Below are 21,676 nucleotides of genomic sequence, written 5' to 3' on the forward strand. Positions count from 1 at the left end.
TGAGCCCTTTTTCATATGCCCATGCAGATCATTAATGCCCGCCTACGCCAGCGCCCTGAGCTTTATCGGCTGGAGATTGAGAACGGTACGTTTACCGCCATCACCGCACAAGATGCACCACAAACAGCGAGCGCGGGGCAGATTGATGCAGGCGCCAAGCTCGTCTGCGCGCCGTTTATTGAGCCCCATATTCATCTGGACGCTGCGCTAACGGCAGGCGAACCTAGCTGGAACCAAAGCGGCACGCTGTTTGAAGGCATCGAGCGCTGGGGTGAGCGTAAGCCTATGCTTACCGAAGCCGATATTCGTGAGCGCGCTCTCAAAACACTTAATTTGTTAATCGGCAATGGCGTTCAGTTCGTGCGTACCCACGCTGACACCAGTGACCCAAGCCTGATTGGCCTGAAAACGCTGTGTCGTTTGCGCGACGAGCTAAAAGATAAAATCGATATTCAAGTAGTCGCCTTTCCGCAAGATGGCCTGCTCTCCTACCCCGGCGGAGAAAAGCTAATGGAAGAGGCGCTGGAATTCGGTGCCGACGTCGTGGGCGGCATCCCCCATTTCGAATACACCCGTGAACTGGGCGTGGCGTCCATGAAGCGGGTAATCGAACTTGCGATCAAGTACGACCGCTTGGTGGATGTGCACTGCGACGAGATCGACGACCCCAATTCGCGCTTTCTTGAAGTGCTGGCCTGTGAAGCGCTTTTTAATGATTTAGGCAGCCGCGTGACCGCAAGCCACACCACCGCCATGCACTCTTACGATAACGCCTACTGCTCCAAGCTGTTTCTGCTGCTCAAGCGCTCGGGCATCAACTTTGTCTCTTGCCCCACCGAAAGTATTCATTTGCAAGGGCGCTTCGACACCTACCCCAAACGGCGCGGCGTCACACGGGTAAAGGAACTCAACGAGGCGGGCATCAACGTCTGCTTTGCCGAAGACTCCATTTTTGATCCCTGGTATTCGCTGGGGAATGGCAAGCTCTTACGCACGTTGGATTTCGGCCTACATATCTGCCAAATGATGGGTTATCAGGATTTCAGTCAGGCGCTTTCGCTGATTACTGACAATAGCGCTCGCACGCTTAACATCGAAGAACGCTACGGCATTGAGGTGGGCAAACCGGCCAGCTTCAACCTGCTGGAGGGGGAAGATGATTACAGCGTACTGCGCAATCAAGGCGAGGTGCTGCTTTCGGTGCGCCACGGCGAGATCATCATGCAGCGTGCACCCGCCAACATCACCACGCCGCCTTGGCTCGGCTTTTAGAATAAGCGTAAAATGGCTGGGCTGATATTCAGCAAAGTTCTCAGGGCGGGGTGAAAGTCCCCACCGGCGGTGATACGGCCTTTGAACCAGGCCGCTAAGCCCGCGAGCGCTCAAGCAATTGCTTGAGGTCAGCAGATTCGGTGAGAAACCGAAGCCGACGGTGATAGTCCGGATGAAAGAGAACGGCACCTTAGACACGCAACGTTAACAGTGGCTGATGCCATCTGTTACGGCTGCCTGACGACCGGTTCCGCGTGCCCTGATTCTGGTACACCTTATCCAAGAGAATGACCATGAATCAGACATTTCCGCTGACACTTTCTACCCACACCACGTCTCAACGCATCGCGTTTATTCAAGGCCACTGGCATCAGGATATCGTCGAGAAGGCCTATGAAGCCTTTATTGCTGAAGTAGAGCGCTGTGGGCTTAACGCCGAACAAGTAGACACCTTCACCGTTTCCGGTGCTTACGAAATTCCCTTGCAAGCCAAGATCCTCGCTCAAAGTGGCCGCTATGGTGCCATTGTAGGGGCTGGCTTTGTGGTCGATGGCGGTATTTATCGCCACGACTTTGTCGCCCATGCGGTGATTGATGGCTTGATGCGGGTGCAGTTAGACACGCAAGTGCCAGTGATCTCTGCAGTATTAACACCGCACCACTTCCATGAGCACACCACGCATCACGAATTCTACACCCAACACTTTGTTACCAAAGGGAAAGAAGCCGCCCAGGCGTGCCTGAATACGATGGAAAACCTGCATAGAGCGCGCAAGCTAAGCGAGGCTTGATGCACTGCGGTTCAGGCTCGGCGAGGCGCCGGGCCTGAACGGTTTGACTCACTTCACATCAAGCAAGTAACCATAAAACGCCGTATTACGCTGCCAGCCCAATGACTCATAAAGGTGCTGGGCACGCTCGTTCTCTACCTGCGTCATTAATATCAAGCGTGCCACGCCATGCTCTTTGGCGAGTTTTGTAGCGGCTTCCATTAACGCCCTTCCCGTGCCCTTATCGCGAGACTCTGGAAGCACAAAAAGGTCATTTAGCGTCCAGCGCGCGTTTAAGCCTACCGTGGAAACCCCAGGGTAAAGCTGAACAAAGCCAGTAAGCCGACCATTCTCACTCTCACTAACGAGAATGCGTGAATCCGCCTGCCCAAATCGTTGGCGCAAAAAGGCACGAGCGGCCTCCGCATTACTAGGCTGAGCGTAGAACTGCCGATAACCATCTAGCAGCTCCGTTAGTGTATCAAGATCATTAATCGTGGCAGGGCGAACAAATGTCATACTCATCTCCAGGCTCGTTGGCTATCACGCCAATAACGTTATAGTGAATTAACACCTAATGGCTAACTGAAAACAGCTTTTATCACCTGCTAAGGAAATGCTCTATGTCCGACTTTATCGCCCCTGATGGTCATCCCCGCTGCCTGTGGTGTGGGGGCGCGGCGGAGTTTTTGCCTTACCATGACAACGAGTGGGGCTTTCCAGTGGCTAACGACCAGCGGCTGTTCGAGAAGCTGTGCCTGGAGAGTTTTCAGTCGGGGTTGAGTTGGCGCACCATTCTCAATAAACGCGAGAACTTCCGCGCCGCTTTTCACCATTTCGATTTTCATCAGGTTGCCCGGTTTGGCGAAGACGATGTGCAGCAATTGCTGCAGAACGCAGGCATTATTCGCCATCGTGGAAAAATCGAAGCGGTGATTAATAATGCTTTAAGGGCGCAAGAAATGGTCGAGCAGGAAGGCTCGTTAGCCGCGTTCTTCTGGCGTTTCGAGCCAGACGCCGACTCCCTCCCCCCGCCGCAAACCCAGGTCACCTCGCCTGAATCCATCGCTCTATCCAAAGCGTTAAAAAAGCGCGGTTGGAAATTCGTTGGCCCAACAACCGCTTTTGCCTTTATGCAGGCGATGGGGCTGATCAATGACCACTCGCTAAACTGCATCACCCGCGTGCAGGTTGCACAGGCGCGGCAGCAATTTAAGCGGCCGATATAAAAAAACAGTGATAGGGTATGGTTTTTGACACGCTTATCAATAAACCGAACAGCAAGGGGACAACACGTTCCCAATGGGGTCAACGTGGTTCAATCATTCTCTTCGCATACAGAATCCCGCACCTCACGATATAAAGCTTGGAGTGTGCATATATTCACCGCCAGCGGTGTACTACTCGGCACCATGGCGCTGCTTGCACTGGTCGACAATAATCCCGTCGCCTGCCTCCTCTGGCTGGGTGCTGCGATGATGATTGATGGTATCGATGGCACTCTGGCGCGCAAGTATGAAGTGAAGACGATACTGCCCCACTTCGATGGCTCAACGCTCGATATGGTCATTGATTACCTGACCTGGGCCTTTATTCCTGCCCTCTTTATCTACTACTTTATTGAACTGCCGCCCTATTTTGCACTGCTCTCAGTGTTCATTATTCTGCTGTCGTCGATGTTTTGTTTCTGCAATGTCGATATGAAAAGCCAGGACAACTACTTCGTTGGCTTTCCAGCCGCCTGGAACATCACCGCCGCCTATTTTTACATTATTGATTTACCTCCTTTTATTACCTTTGCCACTATCGTTGTTCTCGCCATTCTCACCGTGACTAAAATGAAGTTTCTTCACCCCTTTCGCGTGCGCTTGTTCATGCCACTCAATATTGCCGTCACACTGCTATGGTGCGTGTGTGCGACGTCACTGATACTTTCCAGCCCTGAGCACACCGCCTGGGCCGTATGGGGGTGGGGAATTGCCTCTATTTACTTCGCCGGCATGTGCCTATGGCGCACGGCGCAAGAGTGGTTTGATTGAACTAGCCAAACGACAGCAGCAAGGAGCATGGACGATGTCACTGCCCCTGCAGCAACAGGAAAAATTCAGGGCGCTAGCGGCAGATATCGAAGGAATCGATGTCGAGGTTTACCAGCGCTTCGAGCGCGACCCACTGGAGCCCATCATCGGCCTTGGCAAGCCTAACCAGCGCATTGGCTTTTTCGGACGCGACCCAGGGCGCGATGAGGTTCGCCATGGCGAACCCTTTATCGGCGCTGGTGGGCAGTTGGTCAGAAAGGCGCTGTATGAGCACCTTTATGATGAAAAAATGCCTGACTTCGAGGCCTCGCGCGCCGTGGGAGAGCACTTTTTTTGGATCAACACCGTGCCTTACAAGCCCGTCGGCAATAAAGCGTGGTCCATGAAGGTTAAGCGCCACTTTCATGACCTGATGAACGAAGTCCTGATCTCCCGCTGGGAAGGGCGAACCCTAATCACCCTGGGTCGAGAAGCCTTCCTGTGGTTCGGTATCGGCCACTCAAAGGAGGAGCGTGCACGCCTGGAGGCATTCTGGAAGCGCGAGGACCGCTTTGAAAGTAGTATCGAAGTAACACTGGAGGATGATCGGGGCGAGGCACAAACCTTTACACTCTATCCTCTGCCTCACCCCTCTCCGCTCAATCAGACCTGGTATACCCGCTTTCCAGGCCTCTTAACGCAGCGCTTAGAGCAGTTAGATGTGCGCCAGGACAACCTCGCCTTGTGAGGCTTGCGGCTGATCCTCATCCCAGCACGGCTGCATGCGCCTGCGCTTCTTCCACCATCTCAGTGGCAAACTCGCCCACCGTACGCACGGCCGCTTCGATCTCGGGGGTTAGCGTAAACGCATAGTTAAGGCGCAGGCATTGGCGAAACTTGCCCGAGGCTGAGAACAGCGACCCGGGTGCTACGTGGATCGCACGCTGCGCCAAGCGCTGGTTGAGCCGTACACAGTCCACCGCAGCGGGCAGTTCTACCCAAAGCAAAAAGCTGCCTTGTGGGTAGCTGATGCCCGCGCCCTTGGGGAAGTAGCGCTGCACCCAACTGATCATGATATCGCGCTGGCGCTGATACTGGCGGGTGGCGTAACGGACGTGACGCTCGTAGTGCCCTTTGGCGACGAACTCCGCCACGGCCAGCTGCGGCAGCGTGGCTGAGGCGCCAGTAGAGACGTACTTCATATGCAACGCCTGATCGCGATAGCGGCCCGGCGCCAGCCAACCTACCCGCAACCCCGGCCCCACCGTTTTGGAAAATCCGCTGCACAGCATCACGCGCCCATCGTCATCAAAGGATTTAACGGTGCGCGGTCTGGGCAGCGAGAATGACAAATCGCCGTAGATATCATCTTCAATAATCGCCACATCAAAGCGCTGAGCGAGCTGAAACAGCGCCCGTTTACGTGCCTCACTCATGGTGTAGCCCAGTGGGTTGTTGTAGGTCGGTGTCACCTGTATCGCGCGGATCGGCCACTGCTCAAGCGCCAGCTCCAGGGCTTCCAGGCTGATACCGGTTTGTGGGTCGGTGGGGATTTCCAGCGCTTTCAAGCCGTTGGCCTTGAGGATCTGCATGGTGCCGTAAAAGCTGGGCGAGTCGACGGCCACCACATCGCCGGGCTGAGTGAGGGTGCGCAGGGAAATGGCCAGCGCCTCCTGGCAACCGGTGGTAATCACAATGTCATCCGGATGCAGCAGGCAGCCCGAGGCAATGGCCAATCGCGCCACCTGCTGTCGCAGCTCAGGGCTACCGCTCAGCTTGTCGTAGTTGAACCCGTGCAGGTCATTACTGCGATGCAGGCCAGCGAGGATTTTCGACAACGGCCGCAGCGTCTCATACTCAAAATTCGGTACACCACGTCCAAGCAGCAGCCGCTCGTCATCTCGCTGGGTGGCGACGAGTTCAAGCACTTGATCCCATTGGGAAACATCCAGCGGGCGCTGGGCGGGCCGGGAGACTGAGGGCAGCACTGCTGGCACCCGGCTTGGCAGTACGAAGTAGCCGGATTTTGGTCGCGATTCAATCAACGCTACATCCATCAACTGCCGGTAGGCCTCCTGAGCCGTCGAAATGCTAACGTCTAGCTCCTGGCACACGGCGCGGATAGAGGGCAGACGATCACCCACACGGTAAATACCGTGCTCTATACGCTCGCGCAAAATAGTAGCAACCTCTTCGTAGCGCGTCATGACACCCTCCCGCCCAAAGCCTGAAAGCAATACAGATGAACCCTTAAGCGACCATACAGAGATATAACACACCCATCTGTATCCTTAAAATAATAATACCTATATCTGTATCCAAGGAATAGCACTGAGTAATCTGGTGGGGCACTTAACACGGAGGATTCGCCATGCCACGCTTTAGCCTCACCCAGCTTCGCATTCAGTTACAAAGCTACCGCCAGTATCGTCGTAGCCGCCGCCAGTTACTGGCGCTCGAGGATCGGCTACTCGAAGATATCGGTATCAGCCGTACACAGGCGCTAAAAGAGGGCCGCAAAGCATTTTGGCAACAGACATCATTTAAAAGGGGGCCTGATGAAAGCCGCTGAGTACTACCTGCTTGATGTCTTTACCGATCAGCCGTTTACCGGCAATCCTTTGGCTGTCTTTCTTGATACCGACGGGTTAAGTACCAGTAATATGCAGGCGCTGGCCAATGAGCTCAATCTTGCTGAAACGGTGTTTTTAGGCGCAGCGGCTGGGCCGAATCACTACTCGATGCGGATTTTTACACCGACCATGGAACTGCCCTTTGCCGGCCACCCCACGGTCGGCACCGCGCACCTGCTGGCAGAATTGAACTTAGTCAATCGGGAGCGCCCCTTGGTGCTAGCGCCACCGGTCGGCAAGTTAGCGATTAGCTTTGCGCTGGGACGCTCAACCTTCACCACCGCCCAGCCAGTCACGGTGGAAGATAGCCCGCTTGATCACTCCACGGCCGCAACCTTGTTAGGGCTTGAAAAGCATCAGGTGATGGGCGAACCCGTGGTAGCCTCCTGCGGGCTGCCCTTTCATTTAATTGGACTAACAGACATTGCTGCTTTAGCGAGCGTTCAGATATCACCGGCCATCTGGGGTGAGACCGTGGCAATAAGTGGCGCCGAACAGATCTACCTTTACGTGATGGAGAAGCCCAACGAGATGAAAACCGTGTTGCGAAGCCGTATGTTTTCTATGGAACACAGCCTATGCGAAGATCCTGCCACCGGGAGCGCCGCAGCGGCATTGACCGGCTACTTGGGATCAAGACAGCCAAACGCCATCCACTGCAACATTTACCAGGGCGTTGAAATGGGGCGGCCCAGCGTTATTCACACCGCCGCCAATGGAGAGATCGAACCCGGTTTTGTAACGGTGGGCGGTAATGCCGTTGTGGTGGGTCAGGGCGTGTTTAAAGTGCATCAATAAGTGCATACAAACAATCGCATGAAAGATACTCAACACGCCCTGCCTTGCTGGTTGATCAACTCGCTTCCAATGCTTGCCAGTGGAGGGTCAGGCCACCGTCACGTCGGTCGAGAGATAGACATCCTGTATGGCATGCAGCAGGTCGACGCCCTCCTTCATCGGCTTCTGGAATGCCTTGCGCCCGGAAATCAGGCCCATGCCCCCGGCACGCTTGTTGATCACCGCCGTGCGAACGGCCTCACCCAGGTCAGAATGCCCTTTAGAGCCCCCGCCGGAGTTGATCAAACCGGCGCGTCCCATAAAGCAGTTGGCTACCTGGTAACGGGCTAGGTCGATCGGATGATCAGATGTCAGCTTGCTGTAAACATCATCGTGGGTGTGGCCGAATCCGACCGCTTTGTAACCGCCGTTATTCTCAGGTAGTTTCTGCTTGACGATATCCGCCTTGAGGGTCGCTGCCATGTGGTTGGCTTGGCTGGTGAGGTCGGCTGCGACGTGATAATCGGCGCCGTCCTGCTTGAAATCCGGGTTACGCAGATATGCCCACAATACGGTCACCATCCCCAACTGATGGGCGCGCTCGAAGGCTTCACTGATCTCCATGATTTGTCGGCGACTCTCGTGGGAGCCAAAGTAAATGGTCGCCCCAACCGCCACGCAGCCCATGTCGTGCGCCTGCTCTACATCAGCAAATAATGTCTGGTCATAGATGGCCGGGTAACTCAGCGTCTCGTTATGGTTGAGTTTCAGCATCATCGGGATCTTGTGAGCATAGCGCCGCGCCACCGACGAAAGCACGCCAAGCGTGGAAGCTACGCCGTTGCAGCCACCTTCTACAGCCAACTCGACAATGTTGGCCGGGTCGAAGTAGCGCGGGTTAGGCGCAAACGAGGCGCCTGCCGAGTGTTCAATGCCCTGGTCTACCGGCAGCAGGCTAAGATAGCCGGTGCCCGCCAAGCGGCCATGATCAAAGAACGCCTGCATGTTACGCAGCACCGCTGGGCTGCGGTCACTATCGGCCATCACACGATCGATGAAATCGGGGCCAGGGAGATGCAAGTCCTCACGACGAACCCCCTGGCAAGTGTGGTTAAGCAAGCTATCAGCATCGCTGCCAAGCAAAGCGGCTATATCGGTCATGGTCGGCTCCTCTCTACTTAATTTGTAATAAAGTGTAAAACAAACACTTCCTCACTAGAGCATAGAGCTTAAATAGCGCAGAAGGAAAGTACCGCCCCCGTATTACAGAGAAAATTCCGAGGGCGGTAGGTAGCAGCTCTGCCTTATGCTGCCTGAACATCGATACGCCGTGAGCGATGGCTATCCTTTTTCGGCAGCATAATGGTCACGACACCATTGGTGATACTGGCCGTAATAGCATCACTGTCCACTTCATGACTGAGATTGAAGCGGCGCGCAAACCGCTGGCCACGCACCTCGGCATGCAGCGCGCTCAGCCCTTCAGGCATAGTCAGAGCTATCTCACCCTCCAAACTCAGCACGTTATTATCGAGCTCTACTTTGAGCGACTCGCGGGTTACGCCAGGCATATCGGCAATTAGTTTGATGGCGCTGACTTCCTCAATGATATCCACTGCCGGCAGCAACGTTTCCTGAGTACGTTTTATGTCGCCGCGCTCCTGCAACGGGGAGTGGCTGGCGGTACGGACAACGTTATTCATGATTTATCCTCCTTTACCAAGGTTAATAAACATGACTTAAGCCGCCTGAACGTCAATACGCCGCGGCTTGAGTTCTTCACGCTTGGGCAGCACGATTTCGAATACACCATGGGCGTGGTGCGCTTCAGCACGCTCAGCATCTAGGCCATCAGGTAGTGCAATGGCCCGCACGAACTCACCGCTCGGGCGCTCACGTCTATATACCGGACGCGAGCTGCCATCCTCATTACTACCGATGACGGGCTCACGCTTGCCACGCAGGGTAAGCACGTTATCCTGGATATCAATGGCCAAGTCCGAGGGCGCCAGCCCTGCGGCAAACACATAGACACGCACGGCATCATCGCTGCGAGCGAGATTGATCATCGGAAAACTGCCCCGTGGCACCGCCCGAATGTCCATCGCACTGCCATCAGGCAAGAAGCCGTCCAACAGTTGACGAAACCAATCCAACTGCTGGGACGAGCCGATTTCGAAACGCTTAATATCGTCGAACATAGCGAACACCTCCTACGTTAAGCAGATGATCGAAAGAGGCCGCCACGTCACAGAGCAGCGCCTCTATCAACTGCAAAATAGGAGCAGTTCAAAGGCTTTCAAGGGGTTCAATAGCAATTTTTCTCGCTTTTTCACCGGCCATTACGAAGTCAGCCCAATGCCCCGCAAGATCACCGAGGTCACCGACTGCACGGCTTTTTCGAACTGTAAGTCGTCCAGCGGCTGGTCGTCGTTGAGCAAGTAGATTTGGTAGTCGAAATCGGCGTAGTGCTGGGTAGAGGCCCAGATCATATATAGAAGGTAGGAAGGTTCGACGGGATTGATCTGGCCCGACTCGACCCACTCGCGAATTTTCGATTCTTTGAGTTTGGCCCATTCATAGAGGTTATCGCGCAGGCGCTCCTTAAGGATCGGGGCGCCCTGCATCACTTCGGCCGCCCATACTTTTGAGCCGTGGGCGCGGTTGCGGGAGTGGGTCATCTTGGCGCGAATATAGGTGGAAAGCACGACGCGAGGATCATCGTAAAGCTCAAAGCACAGCGCATCCTGTTTCCATACTTCGAGAAGCTCTAAAAGGACATCTTGATACAGCGCTTTTTTGGTCGAGAAGTAGTAGTGCACATTGGATTTGGGGATCTCTGCCAGTTGTGCGATTTCACCCATTGAGGCACCTGCATAGCCTTTTTCGGCAAACAGCTGCTCTGCCGCTTGGAGAATCTTTTTTACGTTGGTTTGCCGAATTTCGTCCTGGGTTCTCGCCACGCTGTCCTCGTCCCTATACGTCTGAAGTACGCACCAAAAAAAGCACCATCGCAGGGCGACGGTGCTGAGAAGATGTCCTAGTTACCCTAAGACGTCAACTTTGATTGTTGGGGAACGAGAACTCGGCCCGAGTGGCCTCGCTCACCGACGGCCAGCGCTGGGAAACCGCTTTGCGGCGGGTATAGAAACGCACCGAGTCCGGCCCGTAGGCGTGAAGGTCACCAAACAGCGAACGCTTCCAGCCGCCAAAGCTGTGGTAGGCCACCGGCACGGGTAGCGGTACGTTCACCCCTACCATGCCAACCTCAATACCGTCGGTAAAGCGACGGGCGGCTTCGCCATCACGGGTGAATAGGCAGGTGCCATTACCATATTCATGATCGTTAATTAGCTGCATGGCGTCGTCCAAACTGCCGACCCGTACGATGCAAAGCACTGGCCCGAAGATCTCTTCCTGGTAAATACGCATCTCAGCGGTAACGTTATCGAACAAGCAGCCACCAACAAAATAGCCCTCTTCATGGCCAGCCACTTTCAGGCTGCGGCCATCAGCAACCAGTGTTGCCCCGGCGTTAACGCCATCTTCGATGAAGCCGAGCACTTTATCGCGGTGCTCTGCCGTTACCAGCGGGCCCATATCCAGGCCTTTGTCAGTGCCAGGGCCCACTTTGAGCTGAGCGATTTTGGGCAGCATGGTTTCGACCAAACGATTGGCCGTTTCATCGCCAACACATACCGCCACTGAAATCGCCATGCAGCGTTCACCGCAGCTACCGTAAGCCGCGCCCATTAGCGTGTTGGCGGCGTTTTCCAGGTCAGCATCCGGCAGCACCACGGCGTGGTTCTTCGCCCCGCCCAACGCTTGAACGCGCTTACCGGCGGCGGCCCCGCGAGAGTAGATCGCTTCCGCCACTGGCGTTGAGCCGACAAACGAAATGGCTTTAACGGCTTTGGCATCCAAGAGTGTTTCCACTGCTTCGCGACCGCCTTGAATGACGTTCATCACGCCTTTAGGGAGCCCCGCTTCTTGCAGCAGTTCGGCGACGGCCATAGAAGCGGACGGATCTTTCTCAGATGGCTTGAGGATAAAGGTATTACCACAGGCAATGGCCATGGGGTACATCCACAGCGGCACCATGGCGGGGAAGTTAAACGGGGTAATGCCTGCCACCACGCCTAAGGGCTGGAAGTTTGACCATGCATCAATGCCCGGCCCTACGTTGTGGGAGTACTCGCCTTTGAGCAGTTCCGGTACGCCGCAGGCGTACTCGACGTTCTCGATGCCACGCTTGAGTTCGCCCATCGCATCTTCTGGGGTTTTGCCATGCTCTTCGCTGACCAGTTGTACTAAGCGGTCAGCGTGCTCTTCCAGTAACTGCTTAAAACGGTACATTACTTGGGCGCGCTTGGCGGGTGGCGTATCGCGCCAAGCGGGAAAAGCCGCCTGGGCGGCGCTAATGGCATGCTCTACGTCGGCGGCATCCGCATCAGCAACCTGGCGAATCACTTTGCCCGTTGAGGGATTGGTGACATCCAGCGTGCGCTTACTCTCGACTAACTCACCATTAATCAGGTGGGAAACAACACTCATCATGAAACTCCAAACAGGGTTGGCCAGGGTTACGCCAGTGAATCCAGGGTGGTCGCGACGGCATCAAACAAACGCTCAAGCTCAGCTTCCGTAGTGCCAAAGGGAGGGCCAAACTGCAGGGTGTCGGCGCCGTAGCGCACGTAGAAACCTGCTTCCCAAAGCGCCATGTGCGCATCGCGGGGGCGGATCGTTGGGTCGCCGTCGCGGGGGGTTAGCTGAATGGCACCGGCCAAGCCGTAGTTACGAATATCGACAACGTGATTGCGGCCTTTCAAGGCGTGCAGCTTCTGCTCAAAAGTCGGCGCGATGGCGCTCACCTGAGCGGGGAAGTTTTCACGCTCCATCATTTCAAGCGACGCTAGCGCCGCAGCACACGCCACTGGGTGGGCGCTATACGTGTACCCATGGGAGAACTCAACGGCGTGTTGGGGGCCACCAGCGTTCATGAAGGTGTCGAATATCTCGCTGGAAGCAATGACCGCGCCCATAGGTATGGCGCCGTTAGTGATCTGCTTGGCCACGTTCATGATATCCGGCGTCACGCCAAACGCTTCCGCGCCGGTGGTCGCACCGCTGCGCCCAAAGGCGGTGATCACTTCATCGAAAATCAGCAGAATATCGTTAGCGGTGCAGATCTCGCGTAGTCGATCCAAATAACCTTTTGGCGGTACGATCACACCCGCCGAGCCAGACATCGGCTCAACAATCACCGCCGCAATAGTAGAGGCATCGTGAAGGGCGATTTGATCGAGCAGCGCATCGGCAAGCTCGGCGCCGGTTTCCGCTTGACCACGGGTGAACGCATGGCCCGCTTGAAGGGTGTGGGGTAGGTGCGTCACATCCAATAATTGGCCGTAGTGTTTCCGGTTACCACCGATACCGCCCAGGCTGGTACCGCCAATATTCACCCCGTGATAGCCCTTGGCGCGGCCAATCATGCGGGTTTTCTCAGGCTTCCCTTTTAACCGCCAGTAGGCCTTGGCCATTTTGACCGAGGTATCGGCGGCTTCAGAACCCGAGTTAGTGAAAAATACATGGTCAAGCCCGGCAGGTGTGAGGCTGGCAACCTTTTCCGCCAGTTTAAACGCCAGCGGATGGCCAAGCTGAAAACCTGGCGCAAAGTCGAGGCTACCTAACTGCGCCGACACGGCTTTTTGAATCTCTTCGCGGTTATGTCCCGCGCCGCAGGTCCATAGCCCGGAAAGCGAATCGAACAGCTTACGACCCTGGTCATCAATGTAGTAACGCCCTTCCGCCCCGGCGATGACACGCGGGTTGGCGTGGAAATCGCGGTTGGCGCTAAACGGCATCCAGTAGTGCTGATTAAGTGCCGTTTTTGAGGGGGCATCCCCCATCGAAGAAGGTGAGGCTTGTGTCTTGGTTTTGCTTTTTATTCCAAACATGGTGTCTAGCTCCATCGCTATGAGACATGGTCTCAGCATGCGCCACCACACACGTTTATAAAATTACGCTTTTCTTTTGTTCACGTTAGAGGATCTATACGTATTACTGGCTTTTTTATCTCTACTCTAGCAATGAGCCAAATAATAAATCGGGGAGTCGCCAGCTTCGTCCGTGCTCAATAAAAGGAATTGATATGAACTCGCTTACTGAACCGAAAATCGCTACCGCTGACTTACGCACTGACAGCGATCGCCTTTGGGAATCGCTAATGGAGTTGGCCAAGCTAGGCGCCACCGCCAAAGGCGGCGTCAACCGCCAAGCGCTTACCGATTTAGAGCGCCAGGGGCGGGATCTCTTTATCCAGTGGTGCCGCGCAGAGGGCTGCACGATTCGCATTGATAATATCGGCAATATTTTTGCCCGCCGGGAAGGCAGCGATCCTAACGCCAAAACCGTCATGGCGGGCAGCCACCTGGATAGCCAGCCTACCGGTGGTAAGTACGACGGCTGCTTCGGCGTACTCTCCGGCCTGGAAGTGATTCGCACCCTTAACCAGCACAACATTACTACTCAGTCCCCTATCGAAGTCGTCGCCTGGACCAACGAAGAAGGCTGCCGCTTTCCGCCCTGCATGATGGGTTCCGGCGTATTTACTAGCGAGCTGGAATTTGACGCCATGATGGCGCGCACCGATGCCGATGGCGTGACGGTTAGTGATGCCTTGGACGCCATCCACTACCGCGGAAGCGATAACGTGTCGCCAAGTGAGATAAAAGCCTACTTTGAACCGCACATTGAGCAGGGCCCGATCCTGGAAGATACCGACACTACCATTGGCGTGGTGATCGGCGGGCTTGGTCAGAAGTGGTTCGACTTAACGCTGACTGGGCTGGAAGCCCATGCGGGCCCCACGCCAATGAACCTACGCCGCGATGCCATGATGGGTGCGGCGGAAGTTACTCAGGCGCTCAACCGTATTGCCAATGAGCACCAGCCCCACGGGCGCGGCACGGTCGGCTGTATGACCCTACACCCTGGTTCGCGTAACGTGATTCCCGGCCAAGTCAAAATGACCCTGGACATGCGCCACTGGGAGCCTGAAGCGCTTATCACGATGGGCCAAGCTGTCGAAGCCGCCGTGGAAGAAATTTGCCAACGTCATGGGCTGGCGTATGAATTAACGCCTACGGCGGATTTTGCTCCGGAATATTTCAATAAAGAATGCGTTGATGCGGTTCGCCAAGGGGCAGAAAAGCTTGGTCTCTCCCATATGGATATCATCAGCGGTGCAGGCCACGATGCGATGTTTGTGGGTCGCGTCGCCCCCGCCGCCATGATCTTTATTCCCTGCAAGGATGGCATCAGCCACAACGAGATCGAAAGCGCCACGCCGGAGCATGTCCATGCAGGTTGCAATGTGTTACTCCACGCTATGCTGGATGCCGCTGGCACTGACGCTGACCTAGCTGAATAAGCCGAATAAAGAGAAAGGTTTAAAAGGTCGCGTCGCTAAACGGCAAAATTTACGTGTGCCCGTGCCAGCTCAGCAAACTGCCTGCGGGAGGGTTTAAAGCCCACTCCTGGCGGCCAGGCCAGCCAGGCATCGGGCACCATAAAGCCGGGTAGCGCCTCGCGTACCCAGGCACTTATCGCCTGTTCTGTCACGGCTTCTCCATGCCAATCGATAAACGCCACTGGGCGCTCGCCCCACTCGGGGTGGGGCACCGGTACGACTAACGCCTGGGCAACGCCAGGGTGATCAACCAAGCGCTGCTCAATGGCTTCTGGCTGAATATTCTCGCCGCCGGAGATAAAACCATTATCAAGCCGCCCTTCCACCACTAGCGCGCCTTCCGTGGTGAAGTGCCCCTTATCGCGGGTGGCAAACCAGCCCTGATCGTTGAGCGCTGGGTCAACCTCGCCATTATTCAAATAACCGCAGAATAGAGTCTCGCCGCGCACCTGTATCTCACCTTCAACAACCCTCACCTCACGGCCTGGCAGCGGCCTGCCGACGACGCCCGGCGCGGTAGGTATACCAGTGCAGACTTGGCTGGCCATCTCGGATAGCCCATAGCTAACCTTCGGCGTCAGCCCCAGGAATGCCATCTGCACCACCAGCGGCGCAGGAATGGCCGCACCGCCCAGCAGCAGCTCGCGCAGTTGAGTGCTCTTAGGCGTCAAGCCCGCTTTCAGCAGCCGCCAAAGCTGGGTGGGCACTAGCGAAAGATGGGTGATTGATTGCTGCTCAAGGCGCGCGGGAAGCGTTTGCGGATCGCCATCGAGAATCACCCGCCCACCGGCCATAAAAACGCGGAACGGAATAGCATAGCCACCGATATGAAACAGCGGTAGCGACAACAGCCAGCCACTGTTTTGATCAACCGGAATAACCACCGCCGATCCCCGCGCCGAGGCCAAATGATTGGCCACACGATGCAGCACCGCCTTGGGCGTGCCGCTGGAGCCGGAGGTGAAAATGGTGTTACACAGCTGGCTACCATCAAGCGCCGGAGGCTCACCTGCATCAGCTTCCTCCCGGAAATCGAGAGTGATCGGCGTTAGCTTTGAAGCGTAATCATTGTCACTTTCCGTCTGGCAAACGCGGCCAGCCCGCAAACGCTTGGCCAGGCCAAGCTGCTGAGTAACAGGAAATGCTGGGTTAAGCGGGCAGAAAATCACCCCGACCCGCAGGCAGGCCCACGCCAGCAGCAAGGATTCAAGCGAGCCTTTGGCAGGGACGACTAGCCGATCACCTGGCACAAAACCTTTCCGAGCCAGTTGCTGTGCTAAACACGCTACGCGGCGGTTGAGCGTTCGGTAACTAAGCTTCACCGAACCCGCCTCTATGGCGATTTTCTCAGGGGTCTCTTTGGCCCAGTAGTAAATAGGGCAAGTATCTTTCACGCTGAATTTTCCATTTTATAGAGACAATGCAAGCTTTCTGTCATCACTCCGCCTCCGGCAGTGGTCACGCGCTCGGTAAGCCAGAGACCGGTATCCAGCCCCGGTGGCTCATGAGGCGCCCACTCGCTAGCCAACCGGGCAAGCAACCCAAGGCCTAAATCGGATTCAAAGCTGGAGGAAACTACCACGCATAGATTGACCGCCCGTGCCCGCTGAACAAGTACCTCGCAGTCGCTTAGCGAGCCAATCAGCGTGGGTTTGATCACCAGGGCTTTAAGCTGCGGGTGATAGTTCCACTCTTCCCTGCGCGAGAGGGTTTCATCCAGGGCAATGGCTACCCCAGTCGCTTCTGCCACGGCGATGGTGTCAGCAAAGGCAGCGCAGGGCTCTTCCAGGTAGTCGATTTGCGCAAGAGGTAGGCGCTCACAGAAGCGCTGGGCTTCTTCCCGCGCCCAGCCGCTATTGGCATCCAGAATCAGCTTAGTAGTGGGCAGCCGCGCGGCAAGCTTTTCGATCAGCGCCAGTTCTTCCTCCATGGCATAGCGTGCCACCTTTAACTTGAGCCGAGACGGTGGCGACGCTTGCCAATGGGAGGTTGAAAGAGACTGTATCAATTCTGCTGGCTCCCCCTGGAGCAGCGGGTAGGGCGGTAAAGGCGATGGAAGATTGAGTGGCCAAACGCGTTGGGCGCAGTCAAACCCAAACTGCACTGACGGCAGCGTTGGGGAGACTTTTTCGCCTCGGCTCAAAGCAACCAAGCAAGCCAGACTTTCGGCTTCAGCTTCCACCAGCGTTTCAGTCGAGAATCCAGGTAGCGGGGCAATCTCGCCCCACTGGCCATTAATGGAAACTAACAGCCCCTCTCTATTCTCCAGCCGCTCTCCTTTAAACATCAACGGCTGACGGAACGGTAGAGAGTAGCGGTAGAGCGCCAGTTGCATTAAGGGTTACGGGGGTAGCGGGAGAAGTCCGGGCGACGCTTTTCGTTGAAGGCGTTACGCCCTTCCTGCCCCTCTTCGGTCATGTAGTAGAGCATGGTGGCGTTACCCGCTAGCTCCTGCAGCCCGGCCTGACCGTCGCAGTCGGCATTGAGCGCGGCTTTTAGGCAGCGCAGCGCCATGGGGCTATGCTGTAGCATTTCCCGGCACCAGCGCACGCTCTCTTTTTCCAGCTCTTCCAGCGGCACCACGTGATTAACAAGCCCCATTTCCAGCGCTTGAGCGGCGCTGTACTGGCGGCACAAAAACCAGATCTCCCGGGCCTTTTTCTGGCCCACAATGCGCGCCATATAAGAGGCGCCGTAGCCGCCATCGAAGGAGCCTACTTTAGGGCCGGTTTGGCCAAAGACAGCGTTATCGGCGGCAATGGTCAGATCACACATTAGATGCAGAACATGACCGCCGCCAATGGCGTAGCCCGCCACCATGGCGACCACCGGCTTGGGGCAGGTGCGAATATCGCGCTGGAAATCCAGCACGTTGAGGTGGTGGGTGCCCTCTTCATCCTGGTAGCCGCCGTAGTCACCGCGAATGCGCTGGTCACCGCCGGAACAGAACGCTTTGTCGCCTGCACCCGTAAGCAGAATGGCGCCAATGGTGCTGTCGTGGCGAGCGCGGTTTAGCGCTTGGGCCATCTCGCTAACCGTTAGCGGGCGAAAGGCGTTGCGCACCTCGGGGCGGTTGATGGTGATGCGCGCAATGCCGTCGGCAGTGGTGTGGTACAAAATATCCTGATAGCCATCTGAGCGATCCTGCCACTCTACCGGGCCATAGAGTTCCGTTTCAGTGAGTCCGTTAATCATGTCAGTCTCTTTTTATCAGTTGGGACGAATGCTGACAGCGCGCCGTTTAACCCAGCATACCTATGACGACCAAGCCCAGCGCCACCATGCTGAGCAGCGCAGCGCCACCGTACATCAGCTTTTTGTTAAGTGCGTCATTGCCCACGCTGATATCAAACATCCCATGGCGCAGGCGGTGGGCGGCATGAAATAGTGGCAAGCAAACGACTGCCCCAACAAACAGAAAGCCCTGTACGCTAAACAGCAGCTTTGAGGCTCGTTCATAGCTCAGCGCCTCGGCAGGCAACAGGCCAAGAGGCAGTAGAATAGCGATAAAGAGAATAACGGCAGGCAGGAAGACGGCAAAGCAGACACCGCCCGCGCTAAACAGCCCCCACCAGAGCGGTTCATCAAAGGCTTGTTTATGTTTACTGATGGCTATTTTTTCCATGCTCATGCCCTCCCCAATAGCCAGAAAAACAGTAGCGCGACCGCTACGACTCCCGCCCACTGCCCAGCAACAATGACTTGGTCAGGCAGGCTATGCCCGGCGATGCGTAGCGGCATGACCCGCGGAAACAGTACAAAGAAGGTGGCAGCGTGAAACAAGCTGGCGGCCAGTGCGAGAAGATTCAGCACTAATACGATGGGAGAGCCCATAAAGGCGATCCACCCTTGCCAGCTTTCTGCCCCTTGCAGAAGAGCAAACATACCGGCGAGTAAGCAGAACGTGAAAAACAGCAGCGGCAGTACCGTGGCTTCACGCAGCATATAGAGCTTAAAAAAGCCGTGCTTCAGCCACCAAGTGCGTTTCAGCGGCGGCAAGCGTTGTGTTGATGATTTATCCATGATGATGCTCCCCCTACCCTTTAAACAGCGCGATAAGCGTGTGTTTGGCCGCCTCAACCTTGCCCTGATTCACCGCCGCGGCCGGGTCAACGTGTTTGGGGCAGACCTTGGAGCAGAACCCCACAAACGTGCAACTCCACACCCCTTCATGGCGATTGAGCTCCGCCATGCGCTGTTTCTTACCGTGGTCGCGGCTATCCAGGTTGTAGCGGTGGGCCAGCGTTATCGCCGCTGGGCCAAGGAACTCAGGGTTCAGCCCAAACTGCGGGCAGGCTGAGTAACAAAGCCCACAGTTTATGCAGTTAGCAAACTGCTTATAGCGTTCAAGTTGTTCAGGTGTCTGGCGGTAGGTTTCCGGCGCTTGCGGGTCAAACGCTTTCACCGGGTTGTCGTCAATCAAATAGGGCTTCACCGCCGCCAGATGCTCCAGGAATATCTCCATATCCACCACCAGATCCCGCTGCACGGGGAAGTGCGCCAGCGGTTCAATGCGAATTTCTCCCTCGTAATCGCGCAGGAAGGTTTTGCAGCCCAGCTTGGGAATGCCGTTCACCATGACCCCGCAGGAGCCGCAAATCGCCATCCGGCAGGACCAGCGGTAGCTCAAGGTGCTATCGAGCTGCTCTTTAATATGGTTGAGGGCATCCAGCAGGGATGTGCTGTCATCCACCGGTAAGTCGTACGCCTGCCAGTAGGACTCCGTCGAATTATCCGGCAGGTAGCGTTTGACGCTGATGTGCTTGGTACTTATGTTTTTAGTACTGATGTTATTAGTACCGATGTTATTAGTGCTAACACGCTTGGCAGTGATTTGATCGGTGTTCATGCTTTACTCCCCTTACCCGCATCGCCATAAGCCCGTTCAGCGGGGGCAGAAAACCGCACATCAACGTCCTGCCAGCGCAACTCAGCATGAGCATCGCCTTGATAGAACACCTGGCTGTGTTTGAGGTAGTTAACGTCATCACGTTTCTGCATACCTTCATCCAAGCGCTGGTGGGCGCCACGGGATTCACGGCGCTCCAGCGCCCCCAAACAAGAGGCTTCGGCAATATCCAGGCCACACTCTAGTTCAAGACACTCAAGCAACTCGGTATTGAAGATCTTGCTGGTATCGTTAACGCGAACCTTATTAAAGCGCTCACGTAGCTGGCGCATGGTAGCCAGCGAATGGCGCATACCCTCTTCGGTGCGGTAAATCCCACAGCCGTTCTCCATGGCTTGTACCATGGCGTGCTTGAGTGCTACCCAGTTCTCTGCACCCCCGGTTCCATCACAGAGCCGCAGCAGTTTGGCTTGTTGGCGATCGCCCTGGGCTTCCAACAGACGCTCATCGGCCCACTCGGTTTGTGCTGCGCGCTTGCTTGCTTGTTCACCGGCTAAGCGACCAAACACCAGCAGCTCTGTCAACGAGTTGGAGCCCAGGCGGTTGGCACCGTGCAAACCGACAGAAGCACACTCCCCGGCGGCGTAGAGCCCGGCGATTGAGGTTTCGCACTTAGGATCGGTTTCAATACCGCCCATGGTGTAGTGCACCGCCGGGCGAATGGGAATCGGCTCTTTAACAGGGTCGACGTTGATGTAGGCTTTCGCCAGCTCGCAGATAAACGGCAGGCGCTCCAGAATGGTCTTTTCGCCTAAATGACGCAGGTCGAGATAGACCACATCGCTGTCGCCAAACTTGCCGGTGCGGCCCGCCTGCTGCTCCTGCCAAAATGCCTGGGAAAGCTTGTCCCGTGGCCCCAGTTCCATGTACTTGTTTTCCGGCTTGCCCAGCGGAGTTTCCGGGCCCAGGCCGTAATCCTGCAGGTAACGATAGCCATCCTTATTGAGCAGAATGCCACCTTCGCCCCGGCACGCTTCGGTAATTAAAATGCCAGAACCGGGCAGGCCGGTGGGGTGGTACTGGACAAACTCCATATCCCGCAGCGCCACACCGTGACGATAGGCCATCGCCATGCCGTCACCAGTGACAATGCCCGCATTGGTATTGAAGCGGAACAAGCGCCCAGCGCCACCGGTGGCGAGCACCACCGCCTTTGCGCGCAGCAGGGTCAGTTCACCGGTGGCAATTTGAAGCGCAATCACGCCGATCACAGCGCCCTCGTGAACGGCCAGGTCGAGTACGAAGTACTCATCGAAACGCTCGATTTCAGGATATTTGAGTGAGGTCTGAAACAGCGTGTGGAGCATATGGAAGCCGGTTTTGTCGGCCGCAAACCAGGTGCGGGCCGTTTTCATGCCTCCAAAGCGGCGCACCTGCACTTGGCCATCGTCTTTTCGGCTCCAGGGGCAGCCCCATCGCTCCATCTGCACCAGTTCTTGATAAGCATGATGGACAAAGTAATCGGCCACACCCTGTTCCACCAGCCAATCGCCGCCTGACACCGTGTCATCAAAATGTGCCTGATGCGAGTCTTCGGGGCTGGTAACTGCGGCAGCGCCACCTTCAGCAGCCACAGTATGCGAGCGCATGGGATAAACCTTGGACAGCAGCGCAATTCGTTGAGGGGTCTTGTGCTCCTTAGCGTGTTCAGCGGCACCAATAGCAGCGCGTAAGCCTGCTCCCCCACCACCCACAATAACGATATCGAAATCTCGCTGCTGCATGACAATCCCTTCCGTTCGCTAGGTGCAAAGGCCGCAAATGCGACGCTCTTCGAGGCCCTATCCTGGATTGAAACTACCATACCCCTGGTCAGCAAAATTTTT

General features: G+C 56.0%; 23 protein-coding genes and 1 riboswitch. Of the genes, 8 read left to right on the top strand and 15 right to left on the bottom strand.

Annotated elements, in window-relative coordinates; all coding sequences use genetic code 11:
- Positions 1 to 15 precede the first annotated feature (15 nt).
- On the top strand, positions 16 to 1,272 hold the full coding sequence (codA, locus tag Q3Y66_RS17130; RefSeq protein WP_008959332.1) for a cytosine deaminase: 1,257 nt from the start codon (positions 16 to 18) through the stop codon (positions 1,270 to 1,272).
- Positions 1,273 to 1,304: 32 nt separating this feature from the next.
- A riboswitch (FMN riboswitch) is annotated at positions 1,305 to 1,460 on the top strand.
- 105 nt (positions 1,461 to 1,565) lie between these two features.
- Positions 1,566 to 2,063 carry a 6,7-dimethyl-8-ribityllumazine synthase gene (locus tag Q3Y66_RS17135; RefSeq protein WP_008959331.1) on the top strand — a complete coding sequence of 166 codons (498 nt, stop codon included), beginning with the start codon at positions 1,566 to 1,568 and terminating at the stop codon, positions 2,061 to 2,063.
- Between the two features lie 48 nt (positions 2,064 to 2,111).
- On the opposite strand, the gene Q3Y66_RS17140 is transcribed toward Q3Y66_RS17135, so the two are convergent.
- A complete protein-coding gene (locus tag Q3Y66_RS17140) occupies positions 2,112 to 2,561 on the bottom strand; it encodes a GNAT family N-acetyltransferase (RefSeq protein WP_035587284.1) in 450 nt (149 codons plus the stop codon).
- Between the two features lie 104 nt (positions 2,562 to 2,665).
- Between Q3Y66_RS17140 and Q3Y66_RS17145 the strand changes: the two genes are divergently transcribed.
- From Q3Y66_RS17145 to Q3Y66_RS17155, 3 genes are all read left to right on the top strand, one after another.
- On the top strand, positions 2,666 to 3,271 hold the full coding sequence (locus tag Q3Y66_RS17145; protein WP_008959329.1) for a DNA-3-methyladenine glycosylase I: 606 nt from the start codon (positions 2,666 to 2,668) through the stop codon (positions 3,269 to 3,271).
- An 84-nt stretch (positions 3,272 to 3,355) separates the two neighbouring features.
- Complete coding sequence (pcsA, locus tag Q3Y66_RS17150; RefSeq protein WP_368411719.1) at positions 3,356 to 4,081, top strand: phosphatidylcholine synthase; 726 nt, start codon at positions 3,356 to 3,358, stop codon at positions 4,079 to 4,081.
- 34 nt (positions 4,082 to 4,115) lie between these two features.
- Complete coding sequence (locus tag Q3Y66_RS17155) at positions 4,116 to 4,808, top strand: uracil-DNA glycosylase family protein (protein WP_008959327.1); 693 nt, start codon at positions 4,116 to 4,118, stop codon at positions 4,806 to 4,808.
- Positions 4,809 to 4,824: 16 nt separating this feature from the next.
- Here the strand turns inward: Q3Y66_RS17155 and Q3Y66_RS17160 are convergent, their stop codons facing one another.
- Positions 4,825 to 6,267, bottom strand: coding sequence for a PLP-dependent aminotransferase family protein (locus Q3Y66_RS17160; protein ID WP_008959326.1), 1,443 nt, complete (start codon positions 6,265 to 6,267; stop codon positions 4,825 to 4,827).
- A 164-nt stretch (positions 6,268 to 6,431) separates the two neighbouring features.
- Between Q3Y66_RS17160 and Q3Y66_RS17165 the strand changes: the two genes are divergently transcribed.
- Both Q3Y66_RS17165 and Q3Y66_RS17170 read left to right on the top strand, forming a co-directional pair.
- Positions 6,432 to 6,632, top strand: a complete 201-nt coding sequence (locus Q3Y66_RS17165) for a DUF1127 domain-containing protein (protein WP_008959325.1) — start codon at positions 6,432 to 6,434, stop codon at positions 6,630 to 6,632.
- On the top strand, positions 6,619 to 7,491 hold the full coding sequence (locus Q3Y66_RS17170; protein ID WP_008959324.1) for a PhzF family phenazine biosynthesis protein: 873 nt from the start codon (positions 6,619 to 6,621) through the stop codon (positions 7,489 to 7,491). The genes Q3Y66_RS17165 and Q3Y66_RS17170 overlap by 14 nt, the downstream gene beginning before the upstream one ends.
- A gap of 87 nt (positions 7,492 to 7,578) precedes the next feature.
- Here the strand turns inward: Q3Y66_RS17170 and Q3Y66_RS17175 are convergent, their stop codons facing one another.
- The 6 genes from Q3Y66_RS17175 to Q3Y66_RS17200 form a co-directional block, all read right to left on the bottom strand.
- Complete coding sequence (locus Q3Y66_RS17175; protein ID WP_008959323.1) at positions 7,579 to 8,631, bottom strand: class I fructose-bisphosphate aldolase; 1,053 nt, start codon at positions 8,629 to 8,631, stop codon at positions 7,579 to 7,581.
- A gap of 143 nt (positions 8,632 to 8,774) precedes the next feature.
- Positions 8,775 to 9,173: an Hsp20/alpha crystallin family protein gene (locus Q3Y66_RS17180; RefSeq protein ID WP_008959322.1), complete on the bottom strand. Its 399-nt coding sequence runs from the start codon at positions 9,171 to 9,173 to the stop codon at positions 8,775 to 8,777.
- A 36-nt stretch (positions 9,174 to 9,209) separates the two neighbouring features.
- Complete coding sequence (locus Q3Y66_RS17185; protein WP_008959321.1) at positions 9,210 to 9,671, bottom strand: Hsp20/alpha crystallin family protein; 462 nt, start codon at positions 9,669 to 9,671, stop codon at positions 9,210 to 9,212.
- A gap of 141 nt (positions 9,672 to 9,812) precedes the next feature.
- A complete protein-coding gene (locus Q3Y66_RS17190; RefSeq protein ID WP_008959320.1) occupies positions 9,813 to 10,433 on the bottom strand; it encodes a TetR/AcrR family transcriptional regulator in 621 nt (206 codons plus the stop codon).
- A gap of 94 nt (positions 10,434 to 10,527) precedes the next feature.
- Entirely contained in the window at positions 10,528 to 12,024 is a 1,497-nt protein-coding gene (locus tag Q3Y66_RS17195) for a CoA-acylating methylmalonate-semialdehyde dehydrogenase (RefSeq protein ID WP_008959319.1), read from the bottom strand.
- A 29-nt stretch (positions 12,025 to 12,053) separates the two neighbouring features.
- Positions 12,054 to 13,427 (bottom strand): aspartate aminotransferase family protein, encoded by a 1,374-nt coding sequence (locus Q3Y66_RS17200; protein WP_008959318.1) that lies wholly within the window; start codon positions 13,425 to 13,427, stop codon positions 12,054 to 12,056.
- Positions 13,428 to 13,621: 194 nt separating this feature from the next.
- Here Q3Y66_RS17200 and Q3Y66_RS17205 point away from each other — a divergent pair, with 194 nt between their 5' ends.
- Complete coding sequence (locus Q3Y66_RS17205; protein ID WP_008959317.1) at positions 13,622 to 14,902, top strand: Zn-dependent hydrolase; 1,281 nt, start codon at positions 13,622 to 13,624, stop codon at positions 14,900 to 14,902.
- 35 nt (positions 14,903 to 14,937) lie between these two features.
- Here the strand turns inward: Q3Y66_RS17205 and Q3Y66_RS17210 are convergent, their stop codons facing one another.
- From Q3Y66_RS17210 to frdA, 7 genes are read right to left on the bottom strand one after another with little or no spacing between them, the layout of a single operon-like run.
- Positions 14,938 to 16,335, bottom strand: a complete 1,398-nt coding sequence (locus Q3Y66_RS17210; RefSeq protein WP_008959316.1) for an AMP-binding protein — start codon at positions 16,333 to 16,335, stop codon at positions 14,938 to 14,940.
- Entirely contained in the window at positions 16,332 to 17,276 is a 945-nt protein-coding gene (menC, locus tag Q3Y66_RS17215; protein WP_008959315.1) for an o-succinylbenzoate synthase, read from the bottom strand. The genes Q3Y66_RS17210 and menC overlap by 4 nt, the downstream gene beginning before the upstream one ends.
- Positions 17,276 to 18,136, bottom strand: a complete 861-nt coding sequence (gene menB / locus Q3Y66_RS17220; protein ID WP_008959314.1) for a 1,4-dihydroxy-2-naphthoyl-CoA synthase — start codon at positions 18,134 to 18,136, stop codon at positions 17,276 to 17,278. The genes menC and menB overlap by 1 nt, the downstream gene beginning before the upstream one ends.
- Positions 18,137 to 18,182: 46 nt before the next feature.
- On the bottom strand, positions 18,183 to 18,566 hold the full coding sequence (gene frdD, locus Q3Y66_RS17225; protein WP_008959313.1) for a fumarate reductase subunit FrdD: 384 nt from the start codon (positions 18,564 to 18,566) through the stop codon (positions 18,183 to 18,185).
- A gap of 2 nt (positions 18,567 to 18,568) precedes the next feature.
- Positions 18,569 to 18,964, bottom strand: a complete 396-nt coding sequence (locus Q3Y66_RS17230) for a fumarate reductase (RefSeq protein ID WP_008959312.1) — start codon at positions 18,962 to 18,964, stop codon at positions 18,569 to 18,571.
- Between the two features lie 13 nt (positions 18,965 to 18,977).
- Positions 18,978 to 19,790, bottom strand: coding sequence for a succinate dehydrogenase/fumarate reductase iron-sulfur subunit (locus tag Q3Y66_RS17235; protein WP_008959311.1), 813 nt, complete (start codon positions 19,788 to 19,790; stop codon positions 18,978 to 18,980).
- On the bottom strand, positions 19,787 to 21,574 hold the full coding sequence (gene frdA, locus Q3Y66_RS17240; protein WP_008959310.1) for a fumarate reductase (quinol) flavoprotein subunit: 1,788 nt from the start codon (positions 21,572 to 21,574) through the stop codon (positions 19,787 to 19,789). Before frdA ends, Q3Y66_RS17235 begins: the two co-directional genes overlap by 4 nt.
- Positions 21,575 to 21,676 lie beyond the last annotated feature (102 nt).

Origin of the sequence: Halomonas sp. HAL1 (assembly GCF_030544485.1) — a bacterium.
Taxonomy (GTDB): domain Bacteria; phylum Pseudomonadota; class Gammaproteobacteria; order Pseudomonadales; family Halomonadaceae; genus Vreelandella; species Vreelandella arctica.